Origin of the sequence: Brevibacillus sp. SIMBA_040 (genome assembly GCF_046535075.1) — a bacterium.
GTDB lineage: Bacteria > Bacillota > Bacilli > Brevibacillales > Brevibacillaceae > Brevibacillus.
This window is the reverse complement of sequence record NZ_JAWRXI010000002.1, coordinates 417,903-437,592: the sequence shown is the minus strand read 5'-3', so window position 1 is coordinate 437,592 and position 19,690 is coordinate 417,903. Positions and strand designations below refer to the sequence as shown.

The following is a 19,690-nucleotide window of genomic DNA, read 5'->3' as shown; positions in this document are numbered from 1 at the left end:
GAGTGTATAATCATGGCAAATTTTCATGAGGCAGTAGCGTATATTCAACCAAAATTGACAGAAAAACCAACAATTGGCTTGGTCCTTGGATCAGGTCTAGGTGTATTGGCAGATGAAATCGAGAATCCGGTCATCATTCCTTACCATGAAATCCCTGGGTTTACTGTTTCCACTGTAGTAGGGCATAAGGGACAGCTGATCATCGGTAAGCTGCAAGGTAAGCAAGTCGTTGCGATGCAAGGCCGTTTTCACTTTTACGAAGGCCACGGTCTTGATGCGGTTGTCTTCCCGATTCGCGTAATGAAGCTCTTGGGAGTAGAAACCATGATCGTAACGAATGCAGCTGGTGGAATCAACGAAAGCTACAATCCGGGTGACCTGATGCTAATTTCTGATCACCTCAACCTGACATTCCGTAACCCATTGATCGGGGCAAACGATGACGAAATGGGTGCACGTTTTCCTGACATGTCCGAAGCATACTCCAAACAGCTGCGTCAGGTAGCAAAAGCTGTAGCAGCGGAGCAAGGAATCGAGCTTCGTGAGGGCGTATATGCTGGTTTGCTTGGTCCAAGCTACGAAACACCTGCAGAAATCCGTATGCTGCGCACACTGGGCGGAGACGCTGTTGGAATGTCTACTGTACCTGAGGTCATCGTGGCGCGCCACATGAGGGTAAATGTGCTCGGCATTTCTTGCATCAGCAACATGGCAGCTGGAATTCTGGAACAACCGTTGTCGCATGATGAAGTAATGGAGACAACCGAAAAAGTAAAAACACAGTTCCTGGCGCTGGTAAATGGCATCGTAGCCAAACTATAAAGGACAAAAGCGGAGGGGATTAAGGCATGCGCATGGTCGATATCATTGCCAAAAAAAGGGATGGCGGCGAGCTGTCTTCTGAAGAAATCCAATTTCTAGTAGATGGTTACACAGACGGCAGCATCCCGGATTATCAAATGTCCGCATGGGCGATGGCAGTTTTTTTTCGCGGAATGACTGCGCGAGAAACAGGTGACTTAACCATGGCGATGGCAGGGTCAGGCGAGCAGCTTGACCTGTCTTCTCTGCATGGCGTAAAGGTAGATAAGCACAGCACAGGTGGAGTAGGAGACAAAACGACACTCGTCGTTGCCCCTCTAGTCGCTGCTGCTGGTATTCCTGTGGCCAAAATGTCTGGGCGTGGCCTGGGATTCTCTGGCGGGACGATCGACAAGCTCGAATCGTTTGCAGGCTTTGAGGTAGAGCGTACACGCGAGCAATTTTTGCAGCAGGTACGTGATATTGGTGTGTCTGTTATCGGGCAATCAGGCAATTTGACACCAGCAGATAAAAAACTGTACGCACTTCGTGATGTAACGGCCACCGTCGAGGCGGTACCACTCATCGCGAGCTCCATTATGTCCAAAAAGATCGCAGCAGGTGCAGATGCGATCTTGCTTGACGTGAAAGTGGGCAAAGGCGCTTTTATGAAGAGCATTGAAGAAGCAGAGACATTGGCTCGGGCGATGGTAGCGATCGGCAGTCAGGTTGGAAGAAAAACAGTGGCAGTCATCAGCGACATGAATCAGCCGCTGGGCTTCGCTGTGGGCAACGCTCTGGAAGTGAAGGAAGCTGTGGAGACTCTGGCTGGACGTGGACCAAGTGATTTGACGGAGCTAGCTCTGTCGATCGGATCACGCATGCTTGTCCTAGGTGGCCTCGTTCAGAGTGTGGAGGAAGGTCGAAGCAAGCTTCAAGAGATCATGTCTACTGGCAAGGCCGTAGAAAAGCTGGCACAGATGATAGAGGCGCAGGGTGGCAACAAACAGGATGTCTATGACCTTGCCCGCTTACCTCAGGCGTCAATCATTCACACGATTACAGCGGAACAGGATGGCTTTATTGGGGAAATCGATGCGGAAGCGGTTGGTCATGCGTCGGTTGTATTAGGTGCGGGCAGATTGACCAAAGAGATGCCAATCGATCTGGCAGTAGGTCTGATTCTGCACAAAAAACGTGGTGACGAGGTCCATCAGGGCGATGCTCTGCTTTCGATCCATGCAAATGAGCAGCAATTATTACAAAATGCACTGCACGAGTTGCAGGATGCTATCAAGATTTCGACAAATTCTCCAGAAGAGCAACCACTCATTTACAAAATTATTGATTAATAGAGCGTGGTTTTTAGTTGATCAGTAAAGAAAAAAGGGGTGTTGCATAGCAAATGTGCATACCCCTTCCACGTTTAAAAATACAGTTTTCCGAGAAAAAATAGTTGATTAAATCAGCATTTTCATATTCAATAATAGTTATTAACTGCGTGGTTGATAATATCAAAAATATTTTATTGTTCGGATTGACTTTATAAAGTTTTATTATTCTACTTGTCAAATTTCGTTGACACCGCTATCATTTCGGATTACTTTTAATGTACAGACAATATCTATAAGATTTTTTCGAATTTCGTAAAAAAAGGATGGAGGTTCCCCAAAAATCGTATTTATGAAAAAGCTAGACCATGTTGACAAGCAGATTCTGCAAATCCTCCAGGAAGACGGTCGAATCCCGTATACAGAGATCGCACATCAACTTGGCGTGAGCGAGGGAACCATTCGATCTCGCATCACCCGCCTGTTACAAGATGGAGTCTTTCAATTCGTGATTCACCCTGACCCGGAGAAACTAGGCTTACATGTACAGGCAATCATCGGGTTAACCACAAAGCTGGGATTGCAGAAAAGTGTCGCAGCAGAGTTGAGCAAATTTTCTGCCGTGCGATTTGTGGGCGCTTTCAGCGGCAAGCACGACTTGATCATACAAGCGTGTTTCCATAGCAATGATGAGCTGATCACTTTCGTCAACGAACGACTCTCTCAAATTGAAGGGATTGCAGCAGCGGATGTTTCTCTGGAACTGAAGCAGTACAAAGATTCCTTCTCTTTCGTTCAGGATGACGAGGTGACCCTGCAGTGAAAGGGGTTGATGCCTTCCAGCCGAAGTCAAGATACTTCGCGTTATGTTCGTTTTTTTCGTCCTTTATTTTCTGAAAAAAGACAAAAAAGAAAACGTACTGGGGGTTATTGCGTTGAAAAAGAACATATTTGCATTGGTAAGCTCTATTGCTGTACTAGGAACGGCTCTGGCTGGTTGCGGCGGAGGCCAACAAGCAACAACACCGCCTGCTGAACAACCTGCTAATTCTCAACCAGCTGCACCATCGACTCCAGCAGCAGAGGCGAAGCCACAAGTGCTGAAAATGAACCTGCACTCCGAGCCGCCTACAGCTGACCCAGGAATCTCTGAGGATACGACTTCCGCAGCAATTATCCGCGCTACCTTTGACGGTCTCACCCGCATTGGAGCAGACGGAAAAGCTCATGAGTCCGCTGCTGAAAGCTACACCATTTCTGAAGACATGCTGACTTACACCTTCAAAATCAGAGATGCAAAATGGAGCAATGGTGATCCTGTTACAGCCAAAGACTTCGAATATGCATGGAAACGCGCGTTGGATCCGGTAACAGCTTCCAACTACGCATACCAGCTCTACTATGTGAAAAACGGGGAAAAAGCGAACAAAAAAGAAGTATCACTTGATGATGTTGGTGTGAAGGCACTCGACGGTAAGACACTGGAAGTCAAACTAGAGAATCCAACTCCGTTCTTCCTGGAGCTGACTGCATTCCCTACTTACTTCCCAGTTAACAAAAAAGTGATTGATGCCAATGCGAAGTGGGCAGGAGAAGCAAAAACCCACGTTGGTAACGGTCCTTTCAAAATGGAAACTTGGGAGCACAAGAGCAAGCTCGTGCTCGTGAAAAACGACAACTACTGGGATAAAGATACAGTTAAGCTAGATCGCATCGAATTCTCCATGGTAGAGGACGAAAACACCGAATTGTCCATGTTTGAAAACGGTGAATTGGATTGGGCTGGAGCTCCAATGAGCTCGCTGCCTACAGACGCTATTCCAGCGCTGAAGGATCAAGGCAAAATCACGACTCAGCCAATTGCAGGTACTTACTGGTACAAGTTCAACACAGAAAAGGCTCCGTTCAATAACGTGAAGATTCGCAAAGCGTTCGCTTATTCAATTGATCGTAAATCCCTGATTGATAATATTCTGCAAACGGGACAAATCCCTGCAACTGGTGCAGTACCACCATCCATGGTACTGAATCCAAATGGCTACTTCAAAGATAACGATTTAGAAGAAGCGAAAAAGCTCCTGGAAGAAGGCTTGAAAGAAGCGGGCTTAACTAAGCTACCTGCCATAACTTTGTCTTACAATACGTCTGAGGGTCACAAGAAAATTGCTGAGGCCATCCAAGACCAATGGAAGAAACATCTTGGTGTAGACGTAAAACTGGAAAACAAAGAATGGAAAGTATACCTAGAAGATATGCACAACGGTAACTTCCAGGTGGGACGCATGGGCTGGCTCGGCGATTTCAACGATCCAATCAACTTCCTGGAGCTGTATAAAGAAAAAATGGGCGGAAACAACGATACTCGTTGGGAAAATCCAAAATACAAAGAGCTCCTGAACCAATCCGCGCTTGAAGCTGATCCAGAGAAACGCAAGAAAATTCTGGCTGATGCAGAGCAAATCCTCATGGATGATATGCCAATCATGCCAATCTACTTCTACACCAACTCTTGGGTACAAAATCCAAAAGTTAAGGACATCGTAATTGGCGGTCTGGGTGACGTTGACTGGAAATGGGCTAAAATTGAGTAAGATTTTCTAAAAGGAATCGGGTCATGCAGTAGGGGGTATATGGCAAGCCCATATACCTTCTGCTTTGCAAACCCTTCCCATATATACCAGATGGCATGAAAGCCATCCAAGAGAAAATAGAGAGAGAAATTATCGCAAGAGATCATTAGGGTTATTTACACAGCCGATGTGTGCACTGTGTCGGTAACGTCCGCAGTGTAAACATGGGACGTGAAAGCATTCAAAATCTGTCAAGGGGGTAAGTTAGTTGATCCGTTATCTTGGTAAGCGCATCATCTTCATGCTCATCTCGCTTTTCTTGATCGTAACGGCCACCTTCTTCATTATGAAAGCAGTACCTGGTGGCCCATTTACTTCGGAGAAAAATGTTCCAGATGAGATCAAAGCGGCATTAGAGGCTAAGTACAAGCTTAACCTGCCGATGCACGAGCAATATTTCAACTATTTGAAGGGTGTCGCTACTTGGGACTTGGGTCCATCCTTTACGGAAAAATCCTCGACGGTCAATGAAATGATCAACCGTGGTTTTCCTGTCTCAGCTCACTTGGGAGCACAAGCATTATTGCTGGCCATTTTCGGTGGTATTATTCTTGGCGTGATTGCCGCATTAAAGCATAACAAGTGGCAAGACTTTTCAGCAATGATCCTGGCAGTTTTGGGTCTATCCGTTCCGAGCTTTATCTTGGCTTCCTTTTATCAGTACGTATTTGCAATCAACTGGGGACTGTTGCCAATTGCGAAATGGGAAGGGTTTTCATATACCATTCTCCCATCCTTGGCGCTCGCAGCTTCTCCGATGGCGTTTATCGCTCGCTTGACTCGTTCCAACATGATCGAGGTACTCGGCCAAGATTATATTAAAACGGCGAAAGCCAAAGGCTTGCATAGCTTCGCCATTACTGTCAGACACGCAATTCGCAATGCGCTCTTGCCTGTTATTACCTACTTGGGTCCATTGATCGCAGGTATCCTCACTGGTGCGTTTGTTATTGAGCGTATCTTCGGTGTACCTGGTCTGGGACGTGAATTCGTTCTTTCCATTACAAACCGTGACTACACCGTTATCATGGGAACGACCGTATTCTATTCCATCATCTTGGTAGTGATGATTCTGATCGTAGACATCGCGTATACCTTGGTAGACCCGCGTATCAAGTTGTCGGACTCAGGAAAGGAGTAATGAGACATGCAGCAATTGACTAAAGAGCATTTCGAGCCGATTTCGGTTGACCTCCGTCAAGCAGAAGCAATCAAGCGTCCTAGTCTCTCTTTCTGGTCAGACGTATGGCGTCGATTGAAAATGAATAAAGTAGCAATGGCTTCTATGATTTTTATCGTAGCGTTGCTTGTTTGTGCGATTGTAATACCTCTGGTTACACATAACGATTATTTTACAACAGATCTGGCTGGCAAGAACAAAAAGCCATCTGCTGAACACTGGTTTGGTACAGACGATTTGGGACGCGATGTGTTCGTGCGTATTTGGTACGGAGCACGCATTTCCCTTGAGGTAGGTTTGGCTGCAGCATTTATCGACCTCATTATCGGTGTGATTTGGGGCGGTATCGCCGGTTTCTATGGTGGCAGAGTCGATGAAGTAATGATGCGTATCGCTGATATCTTGTTCGCAATTCCTTACCTGCTTGTTGTCATTTTGCTCATGGTTGTGTTAGAACCGGGGGTCGGGACGATTATTATCGCCTTAACGATAACCGGATGGATTGGGATGGCCCGGATCGTACGTGGTCAGATGCTACAGCTGAAGAATCAGGAATTCGTCTTAGCAGCACGCTCACTTGGTGCAGACAGTAACCGTCTGATCTTCAAACACTTGATTCCAAATGCTTTGGGTCCGATTATCGTAACACTTAGCTTGACTGTTCCGTCTGCGATCTTTGCAGAATCCTTCCTTTCCTTTATTGGTTTGGGAGTAGCGGCTCCGATTGCATCGTGGGGAACGATGTCAAATGAAGGCTTGCCTGCCATGAAGTATTATCCGTGGCGCTTGATGTTCCCGGCGGTCTTCATTTCCGTAACCATTTTGGCATTCAACTTGTTTGGTGACGGTCTGCGAGATGCAGTAGACCCACGCCTGCGTAAATAATTTAGGAGGGATCATCGTTATGGAACGCATTCTAGACGTAAAAGACCTGCATGTATCCTTCCATACGTATGCAGGGGAAGTAAAAGCAGTACGTGGCGTTAATTTTCACGTGAACCGTGGAGAAGCAGTAGCAATCGTAGGGGAGTCCGGTTGCGGTAAATCCGTAACCGCTCAAACCTTGATGAAGCTGATTCCATTGCCACCAGGAGATATTAAAAAGGGTGAAATTCTCTTCAATGGAGATAATCTCGTCCATAAGACAAATAAACAAATGGAAGCGATTCGCGGTAAAGAGATCGGGATGATCTTCCAGGATCCAATGACTTCTCTGAACCCAACCATGACGATTGGGAATCAGATTACAGAGGGATTAATTAAGCACCAAAACATGTCTCGCTCTGCTGCACGTGATCGTGCAATCGAGCTGCTTGCGATGGTTGGTATCCCTCAGCCGGAAAAACGTGTGGAGCAATATCCACACGAGTTCTCCGGTGGTATGCGTCAGCGTGCGATGATTGCCATCGCGCTGTCCTGTTCGCCCAAGCTGTTGATTGCAGATGAGCCAACAACGGCTTTGGATGTAACCATTCAGGCTCAAATTTTGGATTTGATGAAAGACCTGCAAAAGAAAACAGGTACTTCCATTATCCTGATTACGCATGACTTGGGTGTAGTTGCTGAGATGTGCGACCGCGTTATCGTTATGTACGCTGGTAAAGTGATTGAAACTGGAACAGTAGACGACATTTTCTACAATCCTCAACATCCTTATACCAAAGGATTGTTGCGCTCTGTCCCACGTCTCGACCTGAATCGTGATGAGCCACTGACTCCTATTTTCGGTACGCCACCGGATCTTCTGCGTCCACCAGTTGGCTGTGGATTTACGGCGCGCTGTGAATCAGCGATGCGTGTATGTCAGGAGATTGATCCTGAGCTGAACGAAGTCAGCACGTCCCAACGAGCAGCTTGCTGGCTGCAGCATCCGCTTGCTCAGAACCGCGCAGGATCGTAGGAGGAGGGGTACACAATGGATAACCGTGATACATTGATTGAAGTCCGCAACCTTAAAAAGTTCTTTTCCATTGGCGACAATACTCTGAAAGCTGTGAATGATATCTCGTTTGAAATTAAACGAGGAGAAACATTGGGAGTTGTAGGAGAGTCCGGCTGTGGGAAATCCACTGCCGGTCGCACGCTTCTTCGTCTGTACGACGCTACTGGCGGGGACGTCTTGTTTGAAGGAAAGAGCATCATGAATTTGAACAACCATGAAATGAAGGCTATGCGCCGCAACATGCAAATGATATTCCAAGACCCGTACGCGTCCTTGAATCCGCGTATGACAGTCGGCGATATCATTGGCGAGGCCTTGGACATTCATGGCTTGGCGTCTGGTCAAAAGCGCAAGGAGCGCATCCAGGAGCTGCTTTCCTTGGTTAGCTTGAATCCTGAGCATATGAACCGTTTTCCGCATGAATTCTCCGGCGGTCAGCGCCAGCGGATCGGGATCGCTCGTGCTTTGGCAGTAGAGCCTAAATTCATTGTTTGTGACGAGCCAATCTCTGCTTTGGACGTTTCTGTTCAGGCACAGGTTGTTAACCTTCTTGAGCAATTGCAAGAAAAAATGGGCCTGACCTACATGTTCATTGCCCATGACTTGTCCATGGTAAAATATATTTCTGACCGTGTTGCTGTTATGTATCTGGGCAAAATGGTAGAGCTGGCTGAAAGCGATGCCCTGTACGAGAAGCCGTTGCATCCGTACACGCAAGCCCTGCTGTCAGCGATTCCGATTCCAGATCCAGAGGTTGAACGCAATCGTGAGCGTATTGTCCTCCAAGGCGATGTACCAAGCCCTATGAATCCGCCAAGCGGTTGCCATTTCCGTACACGCTGCCCGAAAGCAATGCCAGAATGCGCAGCTTCGGTGCCTGTGTGGAAAGAAATAGAGCCTGGTCACTTTGCAGCATGCCATTTGTATAACTAATCTTCAGACAAGCGGGTTCCCAGGCTATGCGTGGCCAGGAACTCGCTTTTTTTAACGAATAGGAATTTATAAGCGAGCCGCTTATGAATTCTGGAGCGCATAGAAACCTTCCGGTAAAACGCGGTCGCTCTTCCTTGGGAAACCATCGATAGAGGTTTTCTTACCCTAAAACACGATAGCGGTTTCATGACACTCAACAAGAATTTTTTGTAAAAAAAGGTTTGCAGATAGTGGAAAAAGGGTAGAGAATGAAAGATAGCTGTTTCCTTTTGTTTTTTATACGAACCCAGTTCGTATAAAAATTTTCAGGATACTGGCATACATACAGCTGTGGCTTTGGTTTGCATGGCGGGCAGGGCAAAGTTGAGACTACTACATGCTTGCATTGGTAAAATTATAGTGGAAAAACAATAAGGAGGCAGGCAACATGAGTAAATTTTTGTCGCCGCGATGGAAAGTGAAAGGGATGGCATCATCATTTTTTTCACAAATGAAATCCTTGAGTCAATTTTCGTCTAAGCAGATGAAGGGTTCACTCGCAACAAAAATGATCGTCTTTGGTTTGATTCTCGTACTTATCATTATTGGTTCTCTGCAATACATATCTATTTCTTTTTCCAAGTCCACGCTTTTTAGTATTACGTCCAAACAAGCGAAAATGTTGGCCGAACAGCACGCAGAAAATATGGAGGATTGGTTGGAAGATATCGTTGGGTCTGCTGAGTCTGCTGCTTCCAAGCGGGTAATGATGACGGAATTAGAGCCATTAATTATGGAGCAATTCAGCTTGATGCGTCAGGCCCATCGTGAAATATCGAAAATCTACCTGATTGATTCCAATACCGGGAAATCCTTGTACTCGCTTACCGGGAAAAATGAAATCGATTTCAAGCAAAAGCAATATTTCCAACAGGCGATCAGCTCAGGGGGAACTGTCGTTTCCGATGAAGAAGTCGTTAAAGGGATTAACAAAAGTTTTCTTTATATTGCGACACCGGTAGGAGAAAAGAATAAAGACACAAGCCGTATTTTCGTAGTAGGCTTTACGATTGACCAGATGATTCAAAAGATACCTGAGATTCCGTTCATGCAAAATGGCTACGCGTTTATCGTTCGTCCGGACGGGTTGGTTGTCGCCCATAAAAATCCGGAGAATAACAACAACCTGTCACTTGCTGAGCAGCCAGAGTATGCAGAGATGCTAGAATTGATGCAAAAAGAATCGAGTGAAAGCTTGATCTACGAAGACCATGGGATCGACGCTTTCGCTGCATTCGCGCCGATCTCGATGCTGAAGTGGGACGTAGTGCTCACATCAGGAGTTGACGAAGTATATGGTGAAGTTAATGAAATGTGGATCTACTTCGTTCTGTTCAGCTTGCCGATTATCGCTATCTCAGTCTGGTTGATTTGGTGGTTTGCGAAGAGGATTCGCGTTTCCCTGTTTGCGATTGCTAGGGATATGGACCGAATCGGTGCTGGGCACTTTGACGTAAATGTAAAAGTAAATGGCAATGATGAGCTGGCGATGGTAGGACGTAAGATGAACGAGATGGCCGCAGAATTGCGCAAGCTTATTGCTTTGGTCCAGGGACAAGCTACCCAGCTTAATGTAGCGACAGATGAGCTGACACAGATCGCCCAAGACAACAGAGGTGCAATCAGCTTAATTACAGATAATATTTCGACGATCGCCCAGCGTGTTTCAACCCAAACAAACGAGGTACAAGCAACAGCCAATACTGTTTCCGAGATTTCTCAAGGCGTAGAGCAAGTCGCAATCGCTGCTGAATCTACCTCGATTGCAACAACACGTACATTCGAGCGTGCCCAGGGCGGCTTGCAGCTGGTTGAAAATGTTATCGGTACGGTACGAAGAGCTACAAATGAAGTGGAACGTACAGCGCTGCAAATGCATAGTCTTAGGGAGCGTGCCCGTCAAATTACGAGCATCGTAGAAATGATCTCAAGCATCGCTTCTCAAACAAACCTGTTGGCACTGAATGCAGCGATTGAAGCAGCTCGTGCAGGCGATGCAGGTCGTGGCTTCTCTGTCGTTGCAAGTGAAGTTCGCAAGCTGGCGGAAGAGAGCAGCTCCTTCTCAGAGCGTATTGCGTCTATCGCCCATTCTATTAACGATGAAGCTATGGATATGAGCAAAAACATGGACGAAATCGTGACCATGGTGGGTGGCGGCCTGCAGTCTGTAGAATCCGTTGGGACTGCTTTCCAAAATATCGTGGCAGAGATTCAAGCAGCAGCAGAGCAAAGCGAATCCATGACTGCTACCTCTGAAGAAATGGCAGCTGGCAACCAAGTCGTTACCGATTCGATGCGCAGGCTGGCATATATGTCAGACGAAATCAGTGATTCCATTACAGGTGTTGTTGAAACCGTCGATGAGCAGCTGAACTCCATTGCTCGCATTAATGAAAACGTAGAACAACTGAAAAACATGGCTGACGATCTCACACAAAATGTTAGTCGTTTTGTCATCTAATAAAGAGTCCCTTCTGACGAGGCAGAAGGGATTTTTGTTGTGAATATTTTCCTCTGTGGTTGGTGAGAATAAAACCATGAATGGAGGGAAGAGACTGCTATGAAACGGAATGGATACATCGCTCTATGCTTCATCATGCTTTTCACCATCTTTTCTCCACTAGCTGTCGCAGCAGAAAAGGCTGGACCGCAAACTGGCGAAATGAATTTTGCCCCCAATGCGAAAGCGGCCATGATGATAGAGGCGGACACGGGTACGGTGTTGTATGAAAAGAACGCGAACGAAAAAATGCCACCCGCAAGCATTACCAAGGTAATGACGATGCTCTTGATTATGGAAGCAGTAGAACGTGGTGAGCTAAAGCTCACGGATAAGGTTCGGACGAGTGAACGGGCAGCATCAATGGGAGGCTCCCAAATTTTCTTGCAGCCTGGTGAAGAAATGGCTGTAGAAGATATGATCAAAGGGATCGCCATTGCTTCAGGAAATGATGCCTCTGTAGCTATGGCAGAGCATCTAAGCGGAACAGAAGAAAGCTTTGTCGCCAAAATGAATGAGCGAGCGCAGCAACTCGGGATGAAAAATACCCATTTTGTCAATTCGAATGGCCTGCCAGCTCCTAATCATTATTCGTCAGCAGCTGATATTGCTATTATGTCCAGAGAGCTATTGAAGCACGAAGGAATTACGAAATTTACGGGAACGTATCAGGACTATTTGCGCAAGGACTCGTCAAACCCGTTCTGGTTGGTCAATACAAATCGTCTCGTGAGGTTTTATGAAGGCGTGGACGGTCTCAAGACAGGCTACACAGGGGAAGCCAAATACTGCTTAACAGCAACCGCCAAACGCAATAACATGCGGATTATCGCTGTCGTCATGGGTGTGCCTGATGTGAAGACACGCAACAATGAGGTTTCGACGATGTTCAACTATGCGTTTACCCATTATCAAGTGATGCCAATGTACAAAAAAGGGGAAACCGTAGAGCAGCTCACCGTCGACAAGGGCAAAACGCCGCAAATAAATGTGGTCACCCCGCACGCGGTCAGCCTTCTTATGAAAAGAGGAGAGTCAGCGGATTCATTCAGTAAGGAAGTAGTGATCAAACAGACGGTCAATGCTCCTGTTGGCAGGGATCAGGTAGTGGGACACATTTTCATCCGCACCAAGGATGGAAAAGAAGTGAACAGAATCGATCTATATCCCGAACAAACGATTGAAAAAGCAGGCATGTGGGAGATTCTCAAGCGGACCACCAAGAATGTTTTAATCAGCTACTAGCGGACATCATGAGCGCGAAAAGAATCGAGTTGCCTCGAATAAGCAGATGTGGCTACTCGATTTTTTTGTTCTTTTGTCGACTGGCAGGAATTGGTTAATCGAAAGAAGAAAGAGACAGCTAATACGGGAGAAGGAGTGAGTCAGCCATGAGTTTGCGCATTGCGATGGAGACCCGGCAGGATGTGCTGGTAATCCGCTTGCAAGGAGAGCTGGATCATCATACGGCAGAAGAGCTGCGAAGCAAGGTAGATGATATTTTACGAACCCCCCAGATCCGTCATATCGTATTGAGTCTGGCGGATTTGGCTTTCATGGACAGCTCCGGAATCGGTGTCATTTTGGGCAGGTTTAAGCAAATCTCTGCTCGTTCCGGTGAAATGTATGTTTGCTCGATTAATCCAACCATCTATCGCATTTTTGAGATGTCAGGATTGTTTAAGGTAATCAAATTCCGTGAAAACGAAGCAGACGCATTGCTTGTTCTGGGGGTGGCGTAAAAATGACAGTACAGCGTAATTTCATGTCCGTATCGTTTGCTGCATTGAGCCAAAATGAAGCATTTGCCCGTGTGGCAGTGGCTTCGTTCATCTCTCATCTGGATATTACGATGGATGAGCTCGAAGAAATGAAAACCGTTATTTCCGAGGCGGTTACAAACGCTATTATTCACGGATATGACGAGAATCCCGAGGGTGTGGTACATATATCTGTGCGCATTGATGAGGGAACGGTGGAGGTTGTCGTGGAAGACAATGGAAAAGGAATTGAGGATGTAGAGCAGGCTATGCAGCCACTCTACACTACCAAACCGGAACTGGAACGCTCTGGAATGGGCTTCACCATTATGGAGAATTTCATGGATTCTTTGGAAGTGGCGACTGCGATTGGAAAAGGTACAACCGTGCGCCTGACCAAACGCCTGTCGTTTGCCAAAGCCTTACAAAATTAGGGGTAGTGCCAATGGGTGCCGATATCAAAAACGCGAGTCAACCATTTCTGACCAATGACCAAGTGAAGGAACTGATCGCCAAGAGCCAGGCCGGAGACGCCCATGCCCGCGAACTTCTAGTGAACAGCAACATTAGGCTGGTCTGGTCTGTCGTACAGCGTTTTATCAACCGTGGATATGAAGCGGATGATTTGTTTCAAATCGGTTGTATCGGCTTGCTAAAAGCTGTAGATAAGTTTGATCTATCCTACGATGTACGGTTCTCCACTTATGCGGTTCCGATGATTATTGGAGAAATCCAACGCTTTTTACGTGATGACGGAACGGTAAAAGTAAGCCGCTCTCTCAAGGAAACAGCAAACAAGGTGCGAAGAACAAAGGACGAGCTGTACAAGCAATTCGGGCGTGCTCCGACGATTGCTGAAGTAGCTGAAGCCGTAGGGATTACACCGGAGGAAGTCGTTTTTGCACAGGAAGCGAATCGAGCACCTTCCTCCATCCACGAAACAGTCTTTGAAAATGATGGGGATCCTATTACGCTCATTGATCAAATCGCAGATGAAGGTGTAAACAAATGGTTTGAAAAGATAGCCCTGAAAGATGCAATCAGTCGTCTGAGCGAGCGAGAGCAGCTGATCGTGTACTTGCGTTACTATAAGGATCAGACCCAGTCCGAAGTAGCAGAGAGGCTGGGCATATCCCAAGTCCAGGTCTCCCGTTTGGAAAAGCGAATTCTGCAAACGATCAAGGAGCAAATTGAAAACTAGCCTACTTCTTAAGGGCAGTTCAGGAAACACCAGAGCGCTATGGCTTTGGTGTTTTTTGCATGGCTTTTAGGAGGTGGCACATACTAGCGGGGAAAACGCACAAAAAAGGGAAAGGAGGGAGCTTTCATGAAGGAAGCGTTATTTCTGCGCCTGCGAAAACGTTTGGCAGTAAAACCCGGGGCGTTGATCACGCTGGGAGATATTTGCCAAATTTACTGGGATGGCGAACGTGAAGAGGCGATTAAGCGAATGCCGATTTATCGCGTGGAACCAAAGGACGGTAATTTAATCATCATCGATATTATGCAAGTGATTCAGAGGCTGCGTCAGGTTTATCCAGAGGCAGAATTAGATATTCAAGGCTCCCCGCAAATTATTGTAGAGGTGCAAAATCCACGGAAAAAAGCAAATCCGGTTCTCGTTGCGATCGTGTGGCTCGTGTTATTTATCGGGTCGGGGCTTGCCATTATGAACTTTCACACCGACGTGAGTATGACTCAGGTCCACGAACGTATTTTTTATCTCATCACCGGTCAAAAAAGTCAGGAGCCGCTCTGGTTGCAAATCCCGTACTCGATTGGGATTGGACTAGGAATGATTTTGTTTTTTAACCATATATTCAAGAAAAAAATTAACGAAGAACCTAGCCCACTGGAAGTCGAGTTGTTCATGTACCAGCAAAATCTCGATCAGTATTATTTGCAAAACGAAAACAAGGAAAATCAGCGAACCAAAACATGAGCCTTGGTGCATGCTTGCTCATGGTACTGATAGGGCTAGGTGGAGGACTGGCGGTGGGAAGCGGCTTTGTGGCCTTCATTACCGTACTCGATATCATTCCTCGCCTCACTCAACTCACGAATGCACACCGGTATATTCGCGGTTTTGAATGGGCGCTGGTGAGCGGGGTTCTCGTTTTTACGTTCATTGATTTTTTTGATTGGGGAATGCAATTGCCAGTGCTCGTAACAGCCATTTATGGGCTGATTGCAGGGATTTTTGTTGGAACACTTGCAGCAGGCTTAACAGAGGTCTTAAACGTTTTTCCGATACTCGCCAAGCGTCTTTCGATGGATGGGAATTTGCTCTTCTTGTTAATGGCAGTTGTGTTTGGCAAAGTAACGGGTTCGCTCCTGCAATGGCTGCTCCATTTGTAAACTGGTAAATACCACTATTCATAGGTATCTTTTGAAATAGGAAAGATATAGGTATGGTTTTTCCTGAAAGCGCGCGTATTTTAGCAAAAGAAGGAGTGAAAGGGCATGGCGACCAAAACGAAATCAAAACCCATTGGGGCATCCATGCAAATGACGAAGCAGCTGTATCAACAGCAAGCTGCCAAATTCCAACCGAAGCGAAATGTCCTGCTTAATTCTCTTCGTGCGTTTTGGGTGGGAGGAACAATTTGCCTGTTGGGACAAGCCTTGCAAAATATGTACATTTACTTCTTTGGATTTACCGAGAAAACAGCGAGTAATCCAACAGTAGCCACTCTCATTTTTATTGCGGTTTTATTAACTGGGCTCGGTGTGTACGACAATATTGGCCAGTATGCAGGAGCAGGCTCAGCCGTGCCGGTGACAGGCTTTGCGAACTCCATTGCATCTGCTGCCATCGAGCATCGAAGTGAAGGTCTGGTCCTCGGTGTAGGGGGGAACATGTTCAAGCTGGCTGGCTCTGTCATCGTCTTTGGGGTGGTAGCTGCTTTCATCGCAGGCATCTTGAAAAGCGTAATGAACATGATCTTTTGAGGAGGGGTGTCAGTGGCAAGCCAAAAACAGGTGTCTCGAATCAACCGGCAAACGTGGCATTTTACTGAAGACGTAAGATTGCAAGCGTCGGCTGTGGCCGTTGGTCCGAAAGAAGGGGAGGGACCTCTGGCAGCCTATTTTGACAAGATTCATGACGATATGTATGCGGGACAACAGACCTGGGAAGACGCTGAACGCCAATTGATGGAGGATGCCATCACAGCATTGCTTCAAAAAGCAGGAATCACTGGTAAGGATGTAGATGTCATTCTGGCTGGGGATCTTTTAAATCAAAATATCACGACCAATTTTACGGCTGTAAAGCTAGAGATTCCTTTGCTCGGCATGTATGGTGCTTGCTCGACCTCTATGCTTACACTTGCTAATGCGGCCGCTTTGGTCAATGCAGGTTATGCGAACACAGCAATCGCGGCCTGTAGCAGTCATAACGCGACAGCGGAAAGGCAGTATCGCTATCCGACCGAGTACGGGGGACAAAAACCACCCTCGGCTCAGTGGACCGTTACGGGAGCAGGGGCAGGTCTGGTTGGTATTGGAGGGAAGGGTCCGCGGATCACTTATGCGACGATGGGGAAGGTAGTGGACATGGGAATTAAGGACCCGTTTGATATGGGATCAGCGATGGCACCTGCGGCTGTCGCTACCTTTTTGACTCATTTTCAAGATACGGGACGTACACCTGACTCCTACGATTTAATCGTGACTGGAGATTTGGCTTCGGTAGGCTATCCGATTACAAAAGAGCTGTTGCTGCAAGAGGGATACGATATGGATCAGGTTTACAATGACTGCGGTCTCATGGTTTACACTCCTGATCAAGAAGTTTTCGCTGGAGGAAGTGGATGTGCAAGCAGTGCTGTGGTTACCTACGGATATATTTTAGACCAGCTAAATCGGGGCTTGCTAAAAAAGGTTCTGATTTGTGCCACTGGTGCCCTGCTTAGTCCTGTAAGCTACCAGCAGGGTAATTCAATCCCGTGTATCGCTCATGCAGTTGCATTGGAAGGGGGCATATGATGGAGTACGTAATTGCGTTTATCGTTGGTGGGCTGATTTGTGTCATCGGACAATTGCTTCTCGACGTGGGAAAACTGACACCTGCACATGTGATGAGTACGCTTGTGGTGGCCGGTGTTGTGCTGGATTTTCTGGGTGTGTATGACAAATTCATCGACTTTGCGGGGGCTGGAGCTACCGTACCGATCACGAGCTTTGGTCATTCCCTGTATCATGGTGCGATAGGTGAGGCCGAGCAGCATGGCTTGATCGGTGTCGCCACCGGAATTTTCGAGGTCACAAGTGCCGGGATATCCGCTGCGATTGCCTTTGGATTTTTTGCTTCCCTTATATTCAAGCCAAAAGGGTAGCCGCTATGATGCTGGGTGAAGGCGGTGGAGGCGACATGGAGGGAGAACGAAGAAGAGTCATCCTCGTAACGGATGGTGATCATGTCGCACAAAAAGTGCTGGAAATGATAGCAAGAGAGATCGGTGGCCGATGCATTTCCTTATCTGCCGGGAATCCGACACCTCTGCGAGGACATCAGATGGTCGAACTCATTAAAATGGCTGCCTACGATCCTGTGATTGTCATGTTTGACGATAATGGTGATTTCGGAAAGGGGCGGGGAGAGAAGGCCATCGAGTATGTGGTCAAGCACCCGGATATCGAGGTAATCGGAGCGATTGCAGTTGCCTCTAATACACGATGTGTGCAAGGAGCGCGGGTAGCTTATTCCGTCAATAATGAAGGGCAGGTTGTGACAGAAGCTGTAGACAAAGACGGAAATGCCAGTCTAGAGCTTGAGAACCGTATATACGGCGATACGGTCGATATTCTGAATGCCCTTCACGTTCCTAATCTCATCGGTATCGGTGATATCGGCAAGATGCTTGGAAAGGACAGCTTGCAAAAAGGCAGTCCAATCACGAAAAAAGCAGTGCAATGGATACTGGAAAGGAGCGACCCGAATGACACAGGTAACAGAAAAACGGCGCCCCATCTCGGACCAAATTGAAGAAAATAAAGCATACTTAAATGACAGGCTAGGCATTGGTTCTAGCTTTGACATGGGCGTGCATGAGTTTTTCGTTGGGAGAACACGACTTCTTTTGTATTACATAAACGGATTTGCAGACAGTAACATCGTTACACAAATTATGCGGGATCTGAATGATTTGCGGGAACGAGACATTCAGGATCATTTATTCGATCAACTGTTTTTTAAATACATCCCGTATTTTCAGCTCGCGAAGATTTCGACCACTGATGAATTCATGGACAAGCTGTTGGTCGGACAAGTAGGATTAATTCTTGATCGATATGATACGGCCATCATGGTGGATGCAAAGGTTTATCCGACGCGTTCGCCTATGGAGCCGGACACGGAGAGAATTGTTCGAGGAGCACATGACGGATTTACCGAGACATTGGTAATGAACACTGTCTTGACTCGTAGACGTCTACGAGATGAGCGCCTTCGCTTTGAAATTATGCAAATTGGAGAACGGACAAAAACAGATGTGGCGGTTGCGTATTTGCAGGATGTAGCAAACCAGGAACTCGTCGATACGTTAAAGGAAAGACTGCAAAACATCCAGATTGACGGTATTCCGATGGCGGAAAAAACTGTAGAGGAATTTATCATAGGAAAGACGTTCAACCCGTTTCCGATGGTGCGTTACACAGAAAGACCGGATGTTGCTGCGGTGCATTTGCTGGAAGGACATGTATTGATTTATGTAGACACATCCCCTAGCGTCATGATTACGCCTGCTACTTATTTTCATCATGTTCAGCACGCAGAAGAGTACAGGCAAACGCCGGTGGTGGGTGCATACTTGCGCTGGGTACGCTTCTTCGGTATTTTTGCTTCTGTATTCGTTTTGCCCATATGGCTTCTGTTGGTCATGCACCCTTCGATGATTCCCGACGCGCTTCATTTTCTCGGAATGAAGCAAAAGGGTAGTATCCCATTATTGGCGCAATTTTTGATGGCGGAAATTGGACTTGATTTGATGAGAATGGCTGCGATCCATACACCGACACCTTTGTCCGTTGCGATGGGCTTATTGGCGGCAATATTGGTTGGTGACGTTGCGATTAAAGTCGGCTTGTTTGCCCCCGAAGTAATTTTGTATTTGGCTGTTGCGGCGATCGGGATGTTTGCAACACCGAGCTATGAATTGAGCCTGGCCAATCGGCTCATCCGTATCTTTTTAATCTTGATGGTCGGATTCTTCTCGACGCCAGGTCTGATGATCGGTTTCCTCGTTGTTTTGGTCGGACTTGCTGCCACTCGTTCCCTCAACACACCCTATCTGTGGCCGTTCATTCCTTTCAATTACAAAGCAATGAAAGATATCATTGTGCGAATTGCGGTGCCGCGAAAAAACAATCGACCAAGCATTGTTCGCTCGCAAAATACGTCCCGTCAATAATATTCTGAAAATGACTACGGGCACCCATTGTCAAATAAACTATCGTGTAGTAAATTGGATGGGGAAGCCTTACTACGCTCGTTACGTTCGGCAACTGACACCTCGAGGTCGGTTGCCTTTCTTTTAACAGGATGGATGGTTTCGCCTCGTTTACGAGGACG

The 19,690-nt window shown here is 46.8% G+C and carries 20 protein-coding genes; all 20 read left to right on the top strand.

All coding sequences use genetic code 11. The features are described 5' to 3' along the window. Nucleotides 1-12 precede the first annotated feature (12 nt). The 20 genes from SB752_RS05105 (at nt 13) to SB752_RS05010 (ending at nt 19,529) form a co-directional block, all read left to right on the top strand. Nucleotides 13-822, top strand: a complete 810-nt coding sequence (locus tag SB752_RS05105; protein WP_410714626.1) for a purine-nucleoside phosphorylase — start codon at nt 13-15, stop codon at nt 820-822. Nucleotides 823-848: 26 nt separating this feature from the next. Further along, complete coding sequence (locus tag SB752_RS05100) at nt 849-2,153, top strand: pyrimidine-nucleoside phosphorylase (RefSeq protein WP_410714625.1); 1,305 nt, start codon at nt 849-851, stop codon at nt 2,151-2,153. A 331-nt stretch (nt 2,154-2,484) separates the two neighbouring features. Further along, complete coding sequence (locus SB752_RS05095; RefSeq protein WP_410714624.1) at nt 2,485-2,955, top strand: Lrp/AsnC family transcriptional regulator; 471 nt, start codon at nt 2,485-2,487, stop codon at nt 2,953-2,955. Between the two features lie 112 nt (nt 2,956-3,067). After that, entirely contained in the window at nt 3,068-4,723 is a 1,656-nt protein-coding gene (locus SB752_RS05090; protein WP_410714623.1) for a peptide ABC transporter substrate-binding protein, read from the top strand. A 247-nt stretch (nt 4,724-4,970) separates the two neighbouring features. Then, nucleotides 4,971-5,903, top strand: coding sequence for an ABC transporter permease (locus SB752_RS05085; protein ID WP_410714622.1), 933 nt, complete (start codon nt 4,971-4,973; stop codon nt 5,901-5,903). Between the two features lie 6 nt (nt 5,904-5,909). Continuing rightward, on the top strand, nt 5,910-6,827 hold the full coding sequence (locus SB752_RS05080; protein WP_410714621.1) for an ABC transporter permease: 918 nt from the start codon (nt 5,910-5,912) through the stop codon (nt 6,825-6,827). Between the two features lie 19 nt (nt 6,828-6,846). Continuing rightward, nucleotides 6,847-7,842, top strand: a complete 996-nt coding sequence (locus SB752_RS05075) for an ABC transporter ATP-binding protein (protein WP_410714620.1) — start codon at nt 6,847-6,849, stop codon at nt 7,840-7,842. Nucleotides 7,843-7,857: 15 nt separating this feature from the next. Next, nucleotides 7,858-8,817 (top strand): ABC transporter ATP-binding protein, encoded by a 960-nt coding sequence (locus tag SB752_RS05070; RefSeq protein ID WP_410714619.1) that lies wholly within the window; start codon nt 7,858-7,860, stop codon nt 8,815-8,817. Nucleotides 8,818-9,244: 427 nt separating this feature from the next. Further along, nucleotides 9,245-11,317 carry a methyl-accepting chemotaxis protein gene (locus SB752_RS05065; protein ID WP_410714618.1) on the top strand — a complete coding sequence of 691 codons (2,073 nt, stop codon included), beginning with the start codon at nt 9,245-9,247 and terminating at the stop codon, nt 11,315-11,317. A 99-nt stretch (nt 11,318-11,416) separates the two neighbouring features. Next, on the top strand, nt 11,417-12,601 hold the full coding sequence (locus SB752_RS05060; RefSeq protein WP_410714617.1) for a D-alanyl-D-alanine carboxypeptidase family protein: 1,185 nt from the start codon (nt 11,417-11,419) through the stop codon (nt 12,599-12,601). Nucleotides 12,602-12,747: 146 nt separating this feature from the next. Further along, on the top strand, nt 12,748-13,098 hold the full coding sequence (gene spoIIAA, locus SB752_RS05055; RefSeq protein ID WP_312108699.1) for an anti-sigma F factor antagonist: 351 nt from the start codon (nt 12,748-12,750) through the stop codon (nt 13,096-13,098). A gap of 2 nt (nt 13,099-13,100) precedes the next feature. Further along, the gene (spoIIAB, locus tag SB752_RS05050) at nt 13,101-13,550 is read left to right on the top strand and encodes an anti-sigma F factor (protein WP_103105311.1); all 450 of its coding nucleotides are present in this window, start codon (nt 13,101-13,103) and stop codon (nt 13,548-13,550) included. Nucleotides 13,551-13,561: 11 nt separating this feature from the next. Next, nucleotides 13,562-14,317: an RNA polymerase sporulation sigma factor SigF gene (gene sigF / locus SB752_RS05045; protein WP_410714616.1), complete on the top strand. Its 756-nt coding sequence runs from the start codon at nt 13,562-13,564 to the stop codon at nt 14,315-14,317. A gap of 126 nt (nt 14,318-14,443) precedes the next feature. Next, nucleotides 14,444-15,058 (top strand): stage V sporulation protein AA, encoded by a 615-nt coding sequence (locus SB752_RS05040; protein ID WP_410714615.1) that lies wholly within the window; start codon nt 14,444-14,446, stop codon nt 15,056-15,058. Beyond that, nucleotides 15,055-15,474, top strand: a complete 420-nt coding sequence (locus tag SB752_RS05035; protein ID WP_410714614.1) for a stage V sporulation protein AB — start codon at nt 15,055-15,057, stop codon at nt 15,472-15,474. Before SB752_RS05040 ends, SB752_RS05035 begins: the two co-directional genes overlap by 4 nt. A gap of 105 nt (nt 15,475-15,579) precedes the next feature. After that, nucleotides 15,580-16,068, top strand: a complete 489-nt coding sequence (gene spoVAC / locus SB752_RS05030) for a stage V sporulation protein AC (RefSeq protein WP_410714613.1) — start codon at nt 15,580-15,582, stop codon at nt 16,066-16,068. 12 nt (nt 16,069-16,080) lie between these two features. Continuing rightward, entirely contained in the window at nt 16,081-17,106 is a 1,026-nt protein-coding gene (gene spoVAD, locus SB752_RS05025; protein ID WP_410714612.1) for a stage V sporulation protein AD, read from the top strand. Next, entirely contained in the window at nt 17,106-17,456 is a 351-nt protein-coding gene (gene spoVAE, locus SB752_RS05020) for a stage V sporulation protein AE (protein ID WP_103105305.1), read from the top strand. The genes spoVAD and spoVAE overlap by 1 nt, the downstream gene beginning before the upstream one ends. A gap of 35 nt (nt 17,457-17,491) precedes the next feature. After that, the gene (spoVAEA, locus tag SB752_RS05015) at nt 17,492-18,106 is read left to right on the top strand and encodes a stage V sporulation protein SpoVABEA (RefSeq protein ID WP_410714737.1); all 615 of its coding nucleotides are present in this window, start codon (nt 17,492-17,494) and stop codon (nt 18,104-18,106) included. Continuing rightward, on the top strand, nt 18,060-19,529 hold the full coding sequence (locus SB752_RS05010; RefSeq protein ID WP_410714611.1) for a spore germination protein: 1,470 nt from the start codon (nt 18,060-18,062) through the stop codon (nt 19,527-19,529). The genes spoVAEA and SB752_RS05010 overlap by 47 nt, the downstream gene beginning before the upstream one ends. Nucleotides 19,530-19,690: the final 161 nt, after the last annotated feature.